Origin of the sequence: Secundilactobacillus mixtipabuli (genome assembly GCF_002217925.1) — a bacterium.
In the GTDB taxonomy this organism is placed as follows: domain Bacteria; phylum Bacillota; class Bacilli; order Lactobacillales; family Lactobacillaceae; genus Secundilactobacillus; species Secundilactobacillus mixtipabuli.
In genome coordinates this window covers 296,578-314,740 of sequence record NZ_BCMF01000001.1, presented here as the reverse complement: position 1 = coordinate 314,740, position 18,163 = coordinate 296,578, and the positions used below count along the sequence as shown (strand labels likewise).

General features: G+C 41.8%; 16 protein-coding genes and 1 tRNA gene. 9 read left to right on the top strand and 8 right to left on the bottom strand.

Annotated features, from left to right (window positions below; all coding sequences use genetic code 11):
- Positions 1-183 precede the first annotated feature (183 nt).
- The 3 genes from IWT5_RS01375 to IWT5_RS01365 all read right to left on the bottom strand — a co-directional run bounded on the left by IWT5_RS01375 (position 184) and on the right by IWT5_RS01365 (position 2,656).
- Positions 184-516, bottom strand: a complete 333-nt coding sequence (locus IWT5_RS01375) for an ATP cone domain-containing protein (RefSeq protein ID WP_159459260.1) — start codon at positions 514-516, stop codon at positions 184-186.
- Between the two features lie 458 nt (positions 517-974).
- Positions 975-1,445, bottom strand: a complete 471-nt coding sequence (locus IWT5_RS01370; protein WP_089108158.1) for a C40 family peptidase — start codon at positions 1,443-1,445, stop codon at positions 975-977.
- A gap of 326 nt (positions 1,446-1,771) precedes the next feature.
- Positions 1,772-2,656, bottom strand: coding sequence for a linear amide C-N hydrolase (locus tag IWT5_RS01365; RefSeq protein ID WP_089108157.1), 885 nt, complete (start codon positions 2,654-2,656; stop codon positions 1,772-1,774).
- 172 nt (positions 2,657-2,828) lie between these two features.
- Between IWT5_RS01365 and IWT5_RS01360 the strand changes: the two genes are divergently transcribed.
- Entirely contained in the window at positions 2,829-3,473 is a 645-nt protein-coding gene (locus IWT5_RS01360) for an LVIS_2131 family protein (protein ID WP_089108156.1), read from the top strand.
- A gap of 216 nt (positions 3,474-3,689) precedes the next feature.
- Here IWT5_RS01360 and IWT5_RS01355 read toward each other — a convergent pair whose 3' ends face one another.
- Positions 3,690-4,247: a M15 family metallopeptidase gene (locus IWT5_RS01355; protein WP_089108155.1), complete on the bottom strand. Its 558-nt coding sequence runs from the start codon at positions 4,245-4,247 to the stop codon at positions 3,690-3,692.
- Positions 4,248-4,720: 473 nt separating this feature from the next.
- Here IWT5_RS01355 and IWT5_RS01350 point away from each other — a divergent pair, with 473 nt between their 5' ends.
- From IWT5_RS01350 to IWT5_RS01340, 3 genes are all read left to right on the top strand, one after another.
- Complete coding sequence (locus IWT5_RS01350) at positions 4,721-5,899, top strand: RNA-guided endonuclease InsQ/TnpB family protein (protein WP_225360175.1); 1,179 nt, start codon at positions 4,721-4,723, stop codon at positions 5,897-5,899.
- A gap of 153 nt (positions 5,900-6,052) precedes the next feature.
- Positions 6,053-7,570, top strand: a complete 1,518-nt coding sequence (locus IWT5_RS01345) for a YfcC family protein (protein WP_089108154.1) — start codon at positions 6,053-6,055, stop codon at positions 7,568-7,570.
- A gap of 204 nt (positions 7,571-7,774) precedes the next feature.
- A complete protein-coding gene (locus tag IWT5_RS01340; protein ID WP_089108153.1) occupies positions 7,775-9,109 on the top strand; it encodes a M20 family metallopeptidase in 1,335 nt (444 codons plus the stop codon).
- A gap of 64 nt (positions 9,110-9,173) precedes the next feature.
- Here the strand turns inward: IWT5_RS01340 and IWT5_RS01335 are convergent, their stop codons facing one another.
- The 3 genes from IWT5_RS01335 to thrC form a co-directional block, all read right to left on the bottom strand.
- Positions 9,174-9,815 carry an NAD(P)H-hydrate epimerase gene (locus IWT5_RS01335; protein ID WP_089108152.1) on the bottom strand — a complete coding sequence of 214 codons (642 nt, stop codon included), beginning with the start codon at positions 9,813-9,815 and terminating at the stop codon, positions 9,174-9,176.
- A gap of 151 nt (positions 9,816-9,966) precedes the next feature.
- A complete protein-coding gene (locus tag IWT5_RS01330) occupies positions 9,967-10,461 on the bottom strand; it encodes a MarR family winged helix-turn-helix transcriptional regulator (protein ID WP_089108151.1) in 495 nt (164 codons plus the stop codon).
- A gap of 75 nt (positions 10,462-10,536) precedes the next feature.
- A complete protein-coding gene (thrC, locus tag IWT5_RS01325) occupies positions 10,537-12,033 on the bottom strand; it encodes a threonine synthase (RefSeq protein ID WP_089108150.1) in 1,497 nt (498 codons plus the stop codon).
- Between the two features lie 250 nt (positions 12,034-12,283).
- Here thrC and IWT5_RS01320 point away from each other — a divergent pair, with 250 nt between their 5' ends.
- Together IWT5_RS01320 and IWT5_RS01315 are read left to right on the top strand one after the other, a co-directional pair.
- Complete coding sequence (locus IWT5_RS01320; RefSeq protein ID WP_089108149.1) at positions 12,284-12,610, top strand: hypothetical protein; 327 nt, start codon at positions 12,284-12,286, stop codon at positions 12,608-12,610.
- A 43-nt stretch (positions 12,611-12,653) separates the two neighbouring features.
- Positions 12,654-12,725 (top strand) — tRNA-Arg (locus tag IWT5_RS01315).
- Positions 12,726-12,879: 154 nt separating this feature from the next.
- Here IWT5_RS01315 and IWT5_RS01310 read toward each other — a convergent pair.
- Positions 12,880-14,025 carry a tyrosine-type recombinase/integrase gene (locus IWT5_RS01310; protein ID WP_089108148.1) on the bottom strand — a complete coding sequence of 382 codons (1,146 nt, stop codon included), beginning with the start codon at positions 14,023-14,025 and terminating at the stop codon, positions 12,880-12,882.
- A gap of 664 nt (positions 14,026-14,689) precedes the next feature.
- Here IWT5_RS01310 and IWT5_RS01305 point away from each other — a divergent pair.
- From IWT5_RS01305 to IWT5_RS01295, 3 genes are all read left to right on the top strand, one after another.
- Positions 14,690-14,962: a hypothetical protein gene (locus tag IWT5_RS01305; RefSeq protein WP_089108147.1), complete on the top strand. Its 273-nt coding sequence runs from the start codon at positions 14,690-14,692 to the stop codon at positions 14,960-14,962.
- A 174-nt stretch (positions 14,963-15,136) separates the two neighbouring features.
- Positions 15,137-16,636, top strand: a complete 1,500-nt coding sequence (locus IWT5_RS01300; protein WP_089108146.1) for a DNA primase family protein — start codon at positions 15,137-15,139, stop codon at positions 16,634-16,636.
- Between the two features lie 367 nt (positions 16,637-17,003).
- Positions 17,004-17,690, top strand: coding sequence for a replication initiation protein (locus IWT5_RS01295; protein ID WP_159459259.1), 687 nt, complete (start codon positions 17,004-17,006; stop codon positions 17,688-17,690).
- Positions 17,691-18,163: the final 473 nt, after the last annotated feature.

The following is an 18,163-nucleotide window of genomic DNA, read 5'->3' as shown; positions in this document are numbered from 1 at the left end:
ATGTGCGGCATCAAGTGCCAAAAAACAGCTCGGCTTTGCTTCGCTATCACTTTAACAAAAAAAGTGGTGTATTCAACTCCGTCGAGCTGAATACACCATTTATATTAGTAAGTTTTGTGGTTAATAAAAAAACAGCCTGCACACCAAATTAGGGTACAGGCTGAATCGATTTAAAAGTTTAATTTAAAGATTAAAAAATGACAACTGCTTGAACTGATCCTGCTTAGTGGCGGATGGATGATACTCATCATAGCGCTTGGCTAGTTCAGGATGGTCTAACAGGTTCAAAGTAGAAATGATTAGCTGACGAATCGTCGCTGTATCAATTTGAGAATAGCCGGCGATTTGAGCAAGCACAAGTGCGTTGATACGGCGGATGAGGCGATCATCATGCGTCAGGTGGTTTAAGCTACGCAGAATTTTGCGCGCATCAAAGAGCGCCTTTTTTCCGTTTTGCTTTTCCACAAAGCGAACCGTAATCTGAATATGTGACTGTTGCGGTTTTTGTTTGTTCACGGCCAAGTCTCCTTTTTCTCGATATGTTAATCGTAGAACATCTGTTTGAAAAAAGCAACAATATATGGCGTAACTTTATCATTTTTCTACCAGATGTGGTAGATACGGCGCTTTGAAATCTAACGGAGTGTTGTTTGACTTTATTGAGTAGCGTGGTGCTGATAATCAACAGTACAAAAACGGCGGTGCCATAAGTCTACATTGGTAAGTATTTCAATCAATCTTTAGACAGAATTCGTTAGGATTGTACTTCAGTCCGACACTTCAATATGGTCTAATCATGTGCCAAAACTCAGATTCCGACCATTTAACGTAAAAAATACCAACTCCGAGAGTTCGACGGAATTGGCATTTTTTACGTTAAATTCTGGAATCTACCGAGTTTTGTCACACACTCACAAAAAAACCTGGTTATCACTGTGATAATCAGGTCATAAGGGTATTTTATTCGTTATGAATTACTTTAAGTCGGTTACTCGAGCAGTACCAACATGGTGCCACCAAGGTGCTTTAACAGATTCGACGATCACACCGCGGTTTTGAGAATCAATCATTTTACCGTGGCCGATGTACATACCAACGTGGCTGATACTGTGCTTGCTACCACCGAAGAAAACCAAATCACCCTTCTTGGCGTGAGCATATGAAACCTTCTTATACTTGTTGTATTGTGCTTGGGCAGTACGTGGAATGGCTTTTGAAGCACCTTTCTTATAAACGTACGACGTTAATCCTGAGCAATCAAAACGTGAAGGACCAGTTGAACCCCAGCCGTAAGGTTTACCAAGTTGTTGCTTAGCAACCTTATAAATGTTTGAGTAAGTAGGTGTAGCGGCTTCAGCTGTTGTGCTATGAGTCATATTAGTAGCTACCGTAAAACCAAAAACTGCAACTGCTGTTAATGCGAGTCTGACAAACCATTTTTTCATAATTATTAAATATCCCCTTTGTATGTAAACTTATCTTTTAAAATGCTTATTTGTTTTAATCAATTCAACGAGACTAAGTGTATCAATCGTAAGTTACAATACTGTTTCAGTGAATTATCTATTAGGTTAACGAAAACGACAGAAACGTAATTTTTCAGTGGAATAGAGCAATTATTAACACTGAAAAGGCCGTTATAACAGGTTCTATCTCTTTATTTCAAAGTTGTAACAAAAGCTGGAAAAGTGGGAATATAATCGTCAAAAAGACGAAAAAAAACTGCGATTTTAACCTAAATCGCAGTTTTTTGGACTTGTTTTTGTGAAAATTACAGACTAATTGTCGATTTTGGGTCGTCATTCGTCGGCATTTGAAGATAGCGTAAATGTGACATATCGATGATACTGATGTAGTGCGTAAAATTATGGTTAGTTGGCTGCTTGCCTGATTGTCTTGGAATGACGACCTGTTGCAGAATTGATTGTGCTTGGGTTACTCCGGCAGCGGCAGTTGCAGGTTGAGACTGTCCCCATAGATTGATCGTGGTTCGGATAAAGCGGTTAGTGGGAATGGGGCCTTCGGGTAATGGTTTTTTGGCAGCCAACCAATGACTGGCTGCACTAGCGAGATGGGCCTCATCGGTATCTAAGAACTGGTTGACGCGGCGGATATGGTCCGCCAGTTCAGGGGTGTTGGTTAGCACCCTTACTGGATCAGCACTTAACTTTAGCGCGTGGGCCGTTGGTTCTAACACAGCGGTAGCACCCGTAGCGTCCGCTAATAACCAATGAAAAGGGTAAACCTTATTTTCTGCGTACCAGACCTGACCAATAAGCGCGATGTTTGGCAGATCGGCAGCAACCTCCGCAATTGTGCTGTGATGGCTAAGGACCCAGAGAATAAAATCCTGCGGCGTTAAGTTAGTCATGCCATTTTGCGGGGCATCATAGTAGTGCACGCGGTTGGGAAAATAGAGTTCGGCACAGCTGAGGCCCGCACTGTTTAAACCATCACCAAACAGGTAATGGCCATTTAGGTGACGAGCGGAGCCGACAATTCGGTACTGCGTGCGTTGCTGTTCACCTAAAATTGGCCGCCAGTTAGTCCCTGTTTCAAGCACGGTTGGCTGCCAAGGATCAACGTTTGGAAAATCCATCGTTCTTGCCAGCAGGTGGGTGCCGTCAACCGTTGTTAACGTCAGACTGGTACACATTTCAAAAGCCCCCTAGTAATGTTGTATAATGCTATTATAGGTCAGTGAAACATTTCTACCTAAAGACTTGTTTTTGAACCGGACTTTCGATAATCTAGAAAGCAGTTAAGCGCTTCTTTGAAGGGACAAAACGACGTAAGCGTTAAATCATGGATGAGAATGGGAGATTAGCATGAAATCAGCATGGAACTTAGTTGGCATGGGGCTTTGGCTCCTGCTATTAGTTTACTTAATATGGATGGTACACGATATGCGGGTGCGCCGGCTGAAGCTGTTGGTAACAGAGAAACGGTCGTGGTCATGGCAAAATATAACGAAATCGAGTATCGAATTAGTTATTTTCCTACTTGGCCTGTGGGGCATGGGCTACACAACGCTGTTCCAAGATGTGAGCAGGCTTAATCCTCAACGGGTAACAGTTTCCTATCATTATAAGCCGCTGGTGTTGGATACGAGTGCGGCTAACCGTTCGGACTATGTCATTGTGAAAACCGGTAACGGCCGTAAACCAGCCCAGTACTACACGTTCTACACCCAGGGTGAAAAAGATATTGTGCCGGGTGATAGTGCCACCGTTTCAGCAGGTGAGCGTCCCATCAACTTAGTGGCTTCTTCTTATAAATGGGATAAGGCTAAGGTCAACCAGATGGAAAAGATGCACCAAAAGGCGTGGGTCGGTGTTGTTGAAACGACCTACAAGAAGAACTTCCTCAATGGAATCGGTCTTCATGCGGGTCGATTGGCTAACCGTTTCACGTTGATTCGGGTGCCAGACCATTCATTTGTTAAACAAGTGACAGATAATAATGAACAGTAAAATAATCAGAAACTAAAAGCACCGTCCTTCACATAAAGGGCGGTGTTTTTTGAGTTAACTCAATTCCAATCCTCAAGGGGTTGGGGGTAATCACCATAGTCAAGCCTGGTCGCATTTCACGGAGCCACGTACTTGAGTTAATCGTTTGGAGGTGGTAATCACCATAGAATAGTATAGTCAGTTTCGGGGTGAATGTTTACTAGTTGGCTCAATTTTTTACGAATGTGCATAATCATTTGGATTAGCATCTAGTGGGCCATACTGATCCATTTCGTTGTCGCGGTAGTCCCACCATTCGTTTTCATAGCCGACAAAACCAGCATCGGTCATTGCTTTAACTAAAGTTTGGAAATTCTTCTCCTGAGTAGGGGTGCGCGGATAGTCCCGAACCGCTTTGCCGGTAAAATCGTCAAAACCGGATTGCATTTCGATTTCTTTACCCTCTAGATCAGTCAGTGTGAGGTCAAAGGTGACCCCTTTTTGATGAGAATAATTAGGATCGGGCTCAGCCACCCAAATGGGGTTCGAAACGACTTCGAATAACTTTTCCTGAGCTTCAGTTGGGCGGTAAGCATCCCAAACTTTAATTCGGTAGCCTTGTTGCTTTAAGGCTTTGGCAGCTTTACCTAATTTCTTAGCGGTCCCCGTACGAGCGATTGCCGTTGTGAAATCATAGATTACCCGGCCAGTAAAATTATCAGTAGTAGCGTATTTAAGGTCAACAATAATGTCTGGATCTGCATCTTGAATGTTCATATAGCCATCTTCAACCATTAATATCCCTCCTGTGGTGACGTTTTCAAGGGGATTATATCATATTAGGCGTTAACTTGGTATCAGAGGTACTGACCCGTATTTGCTTGGCTTAGATAAATAAGTAAAGATTAATGCTCACGATTAACAAAAAATTAAAAATTTTCAAACAATGGTCACAATTTGGTTACTTGTCTCCGCTAGACTAAAAAGTGTTAAAGAATAGAAATAAGGAGGTATAAACAGTAACTATTTTGCTGTAAAAGGATATTAATGTTTGTAAAGTGGTGCCTCTGTAATGTTTCGTATTCTGATAAATTTGGTAAAAACTATCACAAGGTTAAAGTTAGGAGGTGAATTTTCCGGATTAGCTAATAGCTTATAAGTAGTGATTTATAGGAATCTCATTAAAACGCGTTTTGGAATAAATCTATTTCGTATAATATGAGAGACACCTCACCTTGGTGATTAAATTCCATAAGGCGGAACAACTGATGTTACTCACCTATAAAGTCGAAATTAAGCCGACTGAGAAACAAGCTTGGCAGATTGATTCCCACATCAGTGGCAGTCGCTGGGCTTACAACTTGTTTTTAGACATCAATCAGCAACGCTATGAACGAGGGTATTATTACTTGAATGCGTATGCCTTTAGTAAGTGGTTTAACCATGATTACCTTGAGGTCAATCCTGATGATTTATGGATCAAGGATTTATATGCAAAATCGGTTAAACAGGCCTTTATCGATGCCGATATGGCAATGAAACGGTTCTTTAAGAAACAGAGTGGTTATCCACACTGGCGATCGTTTAAGCGCGGTCAGGGCAGTTACTACTTTGTTAAGAACGGTAAAACGCAAATCATCCCTTGTCAGCGCCACCGGATTAAGTTGCCGAAACTTGGCTGGGTACGCCTCAAAGAATTTGGCTACATTCCTATAGACTCAGAACACTTCGTTATCAAACAAGGCCGAATCAAATGCAAGGCCGGTCGGTATTACTTGACTTGTTTAGTAGAACTGACCAAATTACCAAAATTAGAATTAGCTGGTGAGCCTATTGGTATTGACCTTGGCCTTAAAGAATTCGCCATTTTAAATGATGGTACTTTGTATCCCAATCAGAATAAAAGCAGTCGCGTAAGGCGCATTAGGAAACGCCTTAGACGCCTGCAAAGAAAAATGTCCCGTCAGTATCACGCACTGGAAGCTAGAAAACAGAAAGAAGGGAAGTCTGCTACTGATTTTAATCTAGCCAAAAATCAGCGGAAGGTGCAACGCTTGTATCAGCGATTAACCAACATTCAGTCCGATTATCAAAATAAGATTATTGCCACTGCGGTGAGAACCAAGCCCCAGTGGGTAGCCATAGAAGACTTGAATGTTAAAGGTATATTGAAAAATCGGCATTTAACTAAAGCGGTTAGTTATCAAGGATTCTATAATTTCAGAATCAAACTGGTTACTAAATGCCAGCAGTTAGGCATTCCGGTGCACTTAACCAATCGTTTTGAACCAACTTCTAAGGTATGTCACCAATGTGGTCATAAAAAAGTTGATTTAAAACTGCAAGATCGGGTGTATGAATGTCAAAGCTGTGATTATACCGAAGATCGCGATATTAATGCGGCCCTGAATATCAGGGATACTGAAAACTTTGAACTAGCCTACTAACACAGGCTTCAAAGGATGTACCGGTGGCTAGCCGGGAATTAACGCTTGTGGACTATCACACCAACTGTATTAGCGAGCTTCGCGCGAGGCAGGATAGGGAGAAGCAAGAACAATCTATAACTTTTTATAAGTTATCAGTAGCAGATGAGGACAATGCAAACACCTAAAGTGAATCCCAAAAAGAGACGGTTTAAAATGCCGTCAGCGTATACCATTCTGTTCATCATTATCTGTTTAGTTGCAATTCTCACCTGGATTATTCCTGCTGGAGCATATAACACTGATAAAGCTGGCAATATTATCGCGCATACCTACAAGTCAGTAACGGCGAACCCACAAGGTATTTGGGACGTTTTTATGGCACCGGTATTCGGGATGATCGGTAACGACCATACTGAAGGCGCGATTTCGATTTCGCTATTTATTCTTGTGATTGGTGGATTCCTTGGCGTTGTTAACAAGACTAAGGCTTTGGACGATGGTATTGGCGCAGTTGTTCGTCGGTATAAAGGAAAAGAAAAACGGTTGATCCCAATTTTGATGATTCTCTTCGCTTTAGGCGGATCAACATACGGCATGGCAGAAGAAACAATCGCATTTTACCCACTGCTGATTCCGGTAATGATTGCGGTAGGGTTTGATTCACTGACGGCCGTGGCAATTGTTTTAGTCGGGTCGCAAATTGGCTGTTTGGCTTCCACAGTGAACCCATTTGCCACTGGGGTAGCGAGTCAGACAATGGATCTTTCCATGGGTCAGGGACTGTTCCCACGGTTGATCCTGTTGGTCATCACACTGTTAGTTGGTATCTGGTACGTTTATCGCTACGCTTCAAAGGTGGAAAAGGATCCAAGCAAGTCCGTGATTTTTGAACAGCGGCAAGAAGACTTAGATCGTTTCTCCGTTAGCGACGCGGATGAAGTTGGCACAATGACGGGTCGGCAAAAAGGTGTTCTGGTCCTATTCGGACTCACTTTCGTGCTGATGATCGTTGGGTTGATTCCGTGGAACACGATTAACGAAAAATGGACCTTCTTTGAAAGTGTAACGAAGTGGTTAACGGGTATTCCGGTATTAGGTAACTTATTGGGCAGCGACATGGTACCAATGGGTGAATGGTACTTCTCAGAAATCACAATGCTGTTCCTATTAATGGCAGTGGTGATCATGTTTGTTTACAAGATGAAGGAAAAAGATTTCATCAACGCATTTATGGGTGGAATGGCGGAATTCCTCAGTGTAGCCATTATCGTTGCGGTAGCCCGGGGAATCCAAGTGGTTATGAACGACGGTATGATTACTGATACGGTGCTTCATTGGGGTGAAATGGGACTTAAGGGCCTTTCAGAAAGTGTCTTCATTATCATCACCTACATTTTCTACATTCCAATGTCATTCCTGATTCCATCAACTTCCGGTCTTGCATCCGCAACGATGGGGATCATCGGACCGATGGGTAAATTCGCTGGCGTAGATGGCAGCGTGGTGATCACAGCGTACCAAGCAGCATCTGGCTGGGTAAACTTAATTACCCCAACTTCAGGTGTTGTGATGGGTGCCTTAGCCATTGCCCACATTAACATCAGTACGTGGTGGAAATGGATCGCAAAACTGATGATTTACCTCTTCATTGTAAGCTGTGTATTCTTGGGGGTACTGGCTATCTTATAAGGTGCTGAAACAAGCGGTTAGAGAGCGGAGTGTAAGGAGCGGGCGCCAAAAATCCCGAACTTGGATTTTGGGTGGTTGCTCCTTACATGCAGCTCTCTGCTTGTTGAAGCCTGATTAGGCATGGTGTGAGTATAAACACGCAGTCTACGCACAGCCCAATTCGACAATTAAAAACGAGTAACCACCAAAAAGGAGGCCCAAACCATGCAAACCTACATTAAAACAAGTCATCAAAAAGAAGCTGTAGAAGCGCTCAAACGACTAGTAAAACATCCGTCGAGTAATACTGAATCAGCACCAGGCGCACCATTTGGTCAGCCCATAAGAGATGCTTTAGATGAAATGATGCGGATCTGTGATGAGCTGGGCTTCAAAACTTACACGGATCCAGAAGGGCATTACGGCTATGCTGAAGTCGGCGAAGGCGAAGAGATCTTTGGTGTTCTCGGCCACGTTGACGTCGTGCCCGCTGGTGATATTGCTGATTGGAGCCATGATCCGTTTGATCTCGCTGTCGAAAACGGTGTGATGTACGGACGTGGCGTTCAGGATGACAAGGGGCCATCGATAGCTGCCCTTTATGCGGTAAAGGCGTTAATGGATGCGGGTGTCACGTTTAAAGAACGGATTCGATTTATTTTCGGTACCGATGAAGAGACCCTTTGGCGGGGAATTGCGGTTTACCAGGAAAAAGAAGCGCCAATTACTCACGGCATTGCACCAGACTCTGAATTTCCGGTGACTTACGCTGAAAAAGGGTTGCAGCAGTCCTATTTTGTGGGACCGGGCAGTACACAATTTAGCTTAACGATGACGAACGCCTTTAATGCTGTACCTGCCAAAGCCCAGTATAACGGGCCAAAAATCGATGAGGTTAAGTCAGCACTAGATGACTTTGGCTTTGACTACGAAACGGATGAAAATGGCATTACCGTGACTGGTAAGTCAGTTCACGCCATGTTAGCGCCACAAGGAACCAACGCAGTGTTACGGTTAGCGATGGCGCTGGACAAAGTTTTCCCAGATGGCCCGCTCGGTATTATTGGCCGCTGTTTCAAGGAAGATGCGACGGGAACGAACTTAGTGGGTGATGTATCAGATGAAGCCTCTGGCCACCTAACTATTAATATTTCCAATATTGAGGTGAACGCGGAAGAGACACGGATGCAGGTGGATATGCGGATTCCTGTGACCGTTGATCACGATGAGCTGATTGAACAAATGACCGCCAAAGTAGCCGAATTTGGTTATCGCTATGAAGATTTTGATTACCTCGCACCGTTATATGTCCCGAGAGACAGTGAGTTAGTTGAAAAATTAATGGCGGTTTACCACGACGTTACTGGCGATGAGACGGAACCGCAAGTTTCTGGCGGTGCAACGTATGCTCGGACAATGAATCAGTGCGTTGCGTTTGGTGCTATGCTGCCGGGTGTTCCCGACTATATGCATCAGGTTGATGAGCAGTGGGAAATGGAAAAAATGTTCACCGCGATGGACATTTATGCAGCAGCAATCAAGGCCATTGCAGCTAAATAGCGGCATCAATAAAAGGGGTTCAGAAATGGCAAATTGGCCGTTTCTGAACCCCTTTTTAAGCTCATTATGCTTCATAATGATCGTTGAGATAGACACCGATATCTTCTACAAATAATTCACCAGTGTATTGTTTGCCTTGATCCGTGACGAAACCGTTTTTGGCGTAGGCAAAGGTGCTGGTAGCAGTCGCCTTTACGGTAGCACCTTGCGGCTCACCAGTATCAGCATTTAAGCCAGAAGGGACATCCACGCTAAATACTTTTGCGGATGACGCATTGATGGCCTTGATCCAGTCGGCGAATTTGCCTTCAACAGGCCGATCCAAGCCGATGCCAAAAATCGCATCGATAATCGTGGTGTAGCCGCTGAGTGACGTGCTTGCTGGAATGACTGGGATTTGATAATAGTGCAGGATTTTAAGCTGCTGTGCCGTTTCGGTGGAAGTGTGGTCTTCAGCACCGGTGAGCATGACGGTGACTTTCACGTCCCGGACGTGCAGCATCCGTGCGATTGCCAAACCGTCGCCACCGTTATTACCCGTGCCAGCGAAAACTAACACGTTTGAAAGATTAAAATCACCGGTTAGCAGGCGTCCGGTTGCACCTAACGCCGCTCGTTCCATCAAAACTAATGATGGTATGCCAATTTCTTGAATTGTGTGTGAGTCACCCTGACGTGCCTGCGCAATGCTTACGGTTCGTGTCATCATAACCACTCCTTACTCGATAGTTTCAAGTCTAGACTAGTCGTTTAACGGTGAAAATACCAGTGAGAACTAACTTTGCTTTTAGTCAAAAAAACCGATAACAGCTGATCACTGTCATCGGTTTTTTAAAATTCAGCGTTGATTAAACGACTTATTTTTCCAGTTCCGCGTTGACGCGATCGTTATTTAGTGGTGTCTGATGACGATCGGAGAGCACAACTTTAGAAATATCAAAGAGTTCACGCCCTAGATTATTGATGTCGATGCCCTTTAAGTCGGGTTCAATGGATTCCCACCATTCGTTGACTTGTGATAAGCCATAATCCAGCAGCTTCTCGCCATCGGCAGTCAATGTCAATTCTTTGACCCGTTTGTCATTGGCGGCAGCTTCTTTGTGAATTAAGCCAAGTGCAGTCAGGTGTTTCACCATTCGCGTCATCAAGCCTTCATCGACAGCTAACGTCGTAGATGCACGGCGTTGACTGATGGGTTGACTCTCCAAGATCAAGACCATCAAGTACATTTCTGTAATGTTGACGGGTAATTTATCCTTGATCAGCAACTGGTTCATATCGCGTTGAAGCTGACGATGGAGGATGGCGTTGTATGTTGAAACGGTTAAATAGTCTTTCTTAATATCTGCCACAAACTTTCACCTCGGTTACTTAAAACATTTGACTATTAAAGTATAGCTTTCTTTATATAATTTGAATAGCTTTACTTAGTCAATTTTAAGAATTTTTGTAATTGCAGCCCGCATGTCATCTGGCTGGACGGTGGTATTATGACGGACTTTTGCATCGAAGAGGACTTTAATCGCTTTTGGTAACGGTACGTTGATGTGGTCGAAGAGCTGTTGAACAGCGTCTAAACCATCAACGGTGACGTCGTGTCCCTCAATAGCACTAAGAACGGCGTTGGGGAATTTATAGGGACTGGCAGTTGAAACAATCACCATTGGATGATGGTCATCGGTTGCCTGCCGATATTTGTCAGCTACGGCTTTAGCGACCGCAGTGTGGGGATCGATGGCAAACTGAGTTTGATTGAAAACTTTGGCGATGGCTTGCTGATCGTCGTCACCGCTAGCGAAGTCAGCTGAGAAGGTTGCCTGCAGCTGTTCTAGTACGGCTGGTTTAACTTGATAATGACCGTTTTTTTCCAGTTCGCGCATATAGGCAGCAGTTTGAGTGGCATCCTCACCGGTAGCGTGGAAAACAAGGCGTTCCAAGTTGCTGGAAACCAAGATATCCATCGAGGGAGAAGTGGTTGTGAAAAATGGCCGAATCCGGTCATAGTAACCAGTTTTAAAGAAATCCGTCAAGACGTTATTTTGGTTTGAAGCACAAATCAGCCGGTTCACTGGCAAACCTAATTGCTTGGCGTAGTAGCCCGCTAAGATATCACCAAAGTTACCAGTTGGCACACTAAAGTTGATGGTGTCACCGTTTTGAATACCGCCTTGTTTGATCAGCTGACCGTAGGCATAAAAGTAGTAAGCCACTTGCGGTACCAATCGGCCAATGTTAATGGAGTTAGCAGATGAAAACTGGAAGCCCTTAGTGGCAAGTTGTGCTTGGAAAGCCTGATCATTGAAGATTTCCTTCACGTTAGTCTGAGCCTGATCAAAGTTGCCGTTGATTGCTACCACGTAGGTATTTTCGCCAACTTGGGTGATCATCTGCTGTTTTTGAATTGCGCTGACACCCTGACTAGGATAGAAGACAATGATCTTCGTGCCGCTGACGTCAGCGAATCCCGCCATTGCCGCTTTACCAGTATCACCGGAAGTTGCAGTCAGAATGACGATTTCCTTTTTAAAATGGTTCTTTTTGGCTGCCGTGGTCATGAGGTGTGGCAGGATTGACAGTGCGAGATCCTTAAAGGCGATAGTAGCACCATGAAACAGTTCCAGGTAATAGTCGTTGCCATGGTGAGTAACCGGCGCAATCCGAGCGTCATCAAATTTATCATCATAGGCTGCGTCAACACAGCTTTTAATTTCTTCATCCGTGAAGTCGGTCAGGAAAGCTTTAAGGACTTTGAAGGCCACTTCTTGATAACTCATGTTTGGGAGTTCGTTCAGATCTAAATCGAGTTGAGGTTGTTCAGTTGGCACGTAAAGGCCACCATCTGGGCTTAACCCTTGTAAAATTGCAGCGGAGGCGGTTAAGGCGTTATCCGCTGCACCACGCGTACTTCGATATAAGAGTGTCATATTCTCCTCCTTGGTTGCATTTAATATTTCATTTCATTAACCCTAGTTTACCTGATTTAATGAGAAATTGCAGAGAAGATTTAATTGTTATTCATTTTTTAAAAATAGAAAGTAACCATCACCTTCCTTTAATGCCAACGATTGTGAAACCGATTTAAAATTATTCGCTTCTTCAGAAAAATTTAACAGGAGATTTGGAATGTAACATGCTAAAATGTGGTGAAGACTAAGACAGAAAGAGGAGTTACTCATGGAAATTGATGTTCCAGAAACCATGGCAGAAGTCGAAAAAGAAGTTGCTCGCCGCCAAGCTAACGGTGAGACAGCGACGGAAGCCGATGTCATTAAATACACGGTATTAGCCTCGTTTCAAGCCTATCTAGAGTTTGCTGAGGAAGGCCACTATGACTCAGCCAGATGGTCAGGCGATAATATTGAAGTGATTGATATTATGAAGAAGCCGATTGAAACGGTTAAACCTCAGACGGATTCATTTGTGAACGACTTCAAGACCAGTAACGAAGCTTGTTTCATCTACCTGCAAGAAGCAGCAGCTAAGATTGCGGGATTGCGTTAATGCTTGAAATCATTGGTCAACACAGCTATCATAGTTGTGTTGGGCGCCCTTAGTGTAATGGATAGCACATGAGATTTCGGTCCTCATGATCCGAGTTCGACTCTCGGGGGGCGCAATATAGGCGATTGCCGTTGTCTATAGTTGAGGCTAGATGTTGATATATCAGCATTTAGCCTTTTTTGCTGTCCACAGTTTGCTATATTTACCGAATATTTTTCGGTAAATTTTCGGTAAATTTTTAAAGCTAAAGAAAGCCACAGATAACTTAGTTATAGCCCTAGGTATTTCCTGTATTTATCAGCTGATTCGCGTTTCATTCTCTCATCCTGTTGGATATAGTGTTTCAAGATAACATCAATTGAGTTATCACCGAGGATAAGTTGAATTGACTTCATAGGCATATTAGCTTGGCTCAGTAAACTAGCCGTGGTTGCCCGGAATCCGTGTGGACTGATGACTGGTTTTAAATGATAAGCGTCAATAACTTTTGTGAGCCAGCGATTTGGTTCCATCAACGAAGTCATTCGATTCTTACTGTTAGGGAAAAGGAGTTGATCAGGTTGTAAACCGATTCCTTTGCTAACAAGATCTTTTTTCAGTTGGTTCTGCCAATTTCGCAAAATATCCAGGGTTTCCTCATCAAGGAAGAGATGCCGTATACTATTGTCTGTTTTAGGCTTACCAATTTTTTGTTCATTTGATATTCCCCGTGTAATGGTTCTGTCGATACTTACAGTGTGTTCCTTAAAATTTACATCCGAGAATCTGAGTGCGAGTAATTCACCTTTCCGAGCACCTGTGACTGCCAATAATCGTAAGTATGCCAGTTGTTTAGGTTGTTCAGCATAATATTCGTTCAAGACTTTTAAAAACTTCATGAGTTGCTCACGGTTCCAGAAAGCTTTTGGATGTGACGGCTCTGCGGTTGGATAAATTACAAAGTCCATTGGGTTCTTATCAATGAACGACATCCGCTCTGCCTGCTTGAAAACGAGACGGATGTAGTTGCCAGCCTTTCGAAAGTCTTTAACCTCGGTTGCAATACCATCCATTAAGCTCTGGCACATGGGAGTGTCAATATCAATCATCCGTTTGTCTCCTATTATAGGAAGAACATGGATTCTAAAAATTCCAAGGACGCGATTTAACGTCGACTCGTTCACGGAAGGAGCATAAACTTTTTTCCACTTGTCAAATACCTCTTTGTAAGTGATATTTTCATTCGCGTATTTACTGGAATGTTCAAACTCATATCGCAAGCGATTAAGCTCTAGCGAAGCTTCATGCTTTGATGAAAACCCTGATCGAGAAACCTCCTTCTTTTTACCCGTAAAAATATTTTTCCCTAGATAGGCCTTAAACTTATAAAGTTTTTGGCCCTTTTTATTTTGGTATCTTTTAATTTCATCCGTCATGATTATTTCTCCTCTGTCGAGCTTAGCAAGGGCAGTGATGAGTAGAAATATATGCCGAGAAACTAAATCGTGGTGTTATTAGATATTTTGAGAATCTAGAACACCTAGAATTACTTTTGTCAAACGAGAAAAAGTTCTCGTAAAATGCTGCTATATCAGCATTTAGGTAAATTATAGCATTATCTAATTTTTGATAAAAACAAAAAATTCTGATTCTGATACTCTTTTACTTGTTCAAAACAAACTACAGCTAAAGGCAGCTGTTTATTGTGATTTGAAACAGCAAATAAAGCAGGAGAGGAGTAATTAGATGACAGTAGTTAAGTGAACCACCCCAAAAATTAGATTGGAAAAGATACGGCTATTTTTAACAAAAACACGGATGTATTTTTTTGATAAGCTGCGTATTGTCCAATTCTGAAAGATATTAAATTCAAATGTTAAGGAGAAATATGATGTTTATTACTTTAGTAGCAACGGATGACAAATCCCTTAGAATTGCTGAAATAGCTAATGCACTGGTATTGATAGAGAAACTCTGGAAGCGATTTATGATGGAACAGCTAAAAGTGTCCCAATTTCAGTGCTATTAAACCTAAATGATTATTACCAATCCCAGTTCCCGAAAAAATCAACTAATAATGAGAATTAAGAGGTGCAAAAGATGAAAGTAAAAGTAGAACTACCTGATGAATTTGAAGCTAATCTCCGGGACGCTATTTTAGCCATGGCAAGGGAATCTTTTGAAGTTGTGAAGAATGAGGCTCGATATCCAGACTATATGCGAATCAATGAAGCAACTAAGTTCTTAAATTGTGGCAGATCAACGATAACATCTAAATTCTTTCCTGCCGGCTTAAAGGTCATCAATATTGATGGACTACAGTATGTCTCAAAAAAAGACGCCATTGCGTTCATGAACGAGCATAAACACTAATAAAAATATAGATTGCTTAGCAAGGGCATCGTGAATCAGAAAATAATAGATAGGTATAAGAAACATAAAAGTTGCGCATGTTTTTATACCAAAAAAGCCCGTGCATCGACACGGGCATAAAACCAAATAAAATTTATTCCCCTAATTATAGGGGTGAAAGCGAGATTTTTCAAAATGAATTATAAGAAAACTATAAACTCAGATGTACTAAACGGAAATTTTGATACATTTATCGAATTTGAAAACGACAGAAACGAGTCTGGGTATTATTCGTACGATGATATTGGTATGGCTCAACGGATGGTAGACTCGTTCAAAAATCAATTTATTTATGTACCGGACATGAAATCTTTTTACTATTGGAATTCTACTAGGTGGGAAGTTGACAAGAATTTATTTCTTGAGCAATGTTTTAACGCGGTTGTGGAACATTTGTCTGGTGAGCCATCTCACGCAGATGAAAGTATTAGAAGCGGCAGCAATGAAACGGAAGCTAAACGACGATTTATTGCTAAGGAACGCAGTCATTCAGGTAAAAAGAATGCAATTGAAGAGATAAAATCATTAGTTCCGGTAGCTGTTGAACACTTGGATGCTGATGAAAATTTAATCAATACACCATCGGGAGTTCTGAAAGTAGACTTTGATAATCGAAGAATTGATGTAATCTCACATAATCCGGAATTTCTGCTTACTAAGATTACTAATGGGTGTATCGATAATTTCCCATATGAAGGTTCGCGATGGGAACAGTTTCTCAATGAAATTTTCCTTTGGGATCTTGAGATTATAGAATTTGTTCAACGTGCTGTTGGATATTCTCTGGTTGGTCTTGGAAGAAACCAATTGATGTTCATTTTATTCGGTGATGACACTGATGATAGAAAAAACGGTTCTAACGGAAAAAGTGTTTTTCTAAATGCGATATCGAATGCTTTAGGAGATTACGCTTGGAAAATGAACCCAGAATCGATCATTGCCGATAAAAGGTTCAGTAATGGTTCTGGGGCGTCACCCGACATTGTATCTCTTCAAGGAAAACGATTTGTTACAACATCTGAGCTGGAAAGTGGAACTAAATTAAATGAAGCTCTTATTAAATCGTTACTTTCAGGGGAAAAGCAGAATGCTCGACCGCTTTATAAAGGTAACATTAACTTCAGGCCAACAATCACAGTATGGTTGTCAACGAACTATAAACCTCAATTGGTTGGAACTGATTCAGGTATCTACCGTCGCTTAGTGTACATCCCATTTCTGGCTAAATTCTCAGCTACCAGTGATCCAAAAATTGACGTCAGATTGTCGGATAAACTTGATGAAGAACGGAACGTTATTTTCCAGTGGATCATTGATGGTGCAAGAAAATATTTGGAAAATGAAGCATATCAGCTGGTTATCCCAAAGAAGATTCAAGACATCAGTGAGATGGAAAGAAAAAAGCAGGATATTGTGGGCTGGTTTATTGAAGATCGAATCAAAATCACGCACGATAAGAATGACCGTTTAACAAGTACTTTACTGCTCAATGAGTTTGAAGTCTGGGCTAAAGCTAATAATCAGTCAATTAGTCGCGATAAATTCTCAAAACTTTTTAGCCAAAGATTTTTGAAGAATAAGGGTCACTCGAGTTTTGGTAGTTATTACTCTGGCATGAGATTATTAGATAATTGAAGATGAGTAAAAGACGCGCAGGTACGGTGATTTAGTGACATGAGTATATTATTCTATCAAACCAATATTTTATAGTAGTAAAAAATTATCAAGGAGGGGAGCATCGGGAAAATTGGCATATCATACCGTTATTAAAGTAATCAATTAAGGCACTCTTTGGAGTGCTTTTTCATTTGTGCAAGTTTGGCATTTCTGAATAGGTCGTGGGTTAGATTCGATGAAATAACTTTGAAGAAGACTTTTTGTGTTTCAGATAGGCATAGGGAGCCGGATGTTGTTTTGGAATCTGTATAGGTTTCCGTTTAATTGCGTTATTAAATTTACTGTGCTAGATTCGTGACAAGAAGCTATTGTGGAGATGACTAATTTGGAAAATATTGAAAGTTATAGATTTAGCACTATTAATTATTCTAAGTTCACTAAAACTGAGATGAACGTATTCTTAGCATTATGTGTGCAGTTAGCGGAAAAAAAAGAAGAGAAGATCACCATTCCTCTGGCTGATTTAAAGAAACTTAGTGGAATCGAGACGACCTCAAAACCACCTATTCTCAGAGCTATAGCGAGAACGTATCATCGTGTAACGGAACCACGTATTTACTATACAAGTGCAGACGGAGGAGAAAGTTTAGGGTTACTTTTTTATAACTATCTAATTGATCCTCAAACCGGTAGCCTTGAAGTTTCAGTGGACTCGGGATTAGTGGGAATTTTAAATGGGATGGAAAGTTCATATACTGAGCATACATTATGGGAATTCGTGCAAATTGACAGTGTATTTGCTAAGAAAATGTTATTGTACATCATGCAGTGGCGTGTAACGGAAGAAAAGAAAGAGCTTAATCCAAAAGAACTACAAAGTATACTGGGGTTTCCACAAAGCTATGATGACAAACGGATTGGTGAAAGAGTTATCGAACCAATAAAAAAGGATCTATCTCCACTAATAGAAGACTTTAAGGTTTCCAATATGATAAAGAATGAAACCACTGGGTATTCATTTAGCTTCAAGCAAATACCTAAACAAACCCACGTATCGGCAGAACAAGAGTAACGGAAGAAAGGACTTGTTATAATGCGAATTATCATAAAAATTAGGTAGAAATAAACACAATATTTAACTCAAAAATGGAAACAAATGTGGAAACACTTTTTTAATTAAAATCGTTATAAATGCTGATATAACAGGAATTACAGTGATTCGAAAAAAAACGGAAATAGGGGGGAGTAGCCGATTGACTGATTTCAACGGATATGAATGAAGAGAATATTTATGATGAATAGGAAGTCGTGTTGTTTGGGCTGACTGTGCTGGTAAGAAGAGCGGGTTAAGTATCACGTTAGTAGGCTGCTCACGCTGTTGAGGGGGTGGTAACCCACCGGCTGGTAAGTTACCCGCAGTGTTAAGCACGTTGGTAAGCCGCTGGTCGGTAGTCTACCCGCAGTGTTAAGCACGTTGGTAACCCACCGGCTGGTAAGTTACCCGCAGTGTTAAGCACGTTGGTAAGCCACCGGCTGGTAAGTTAC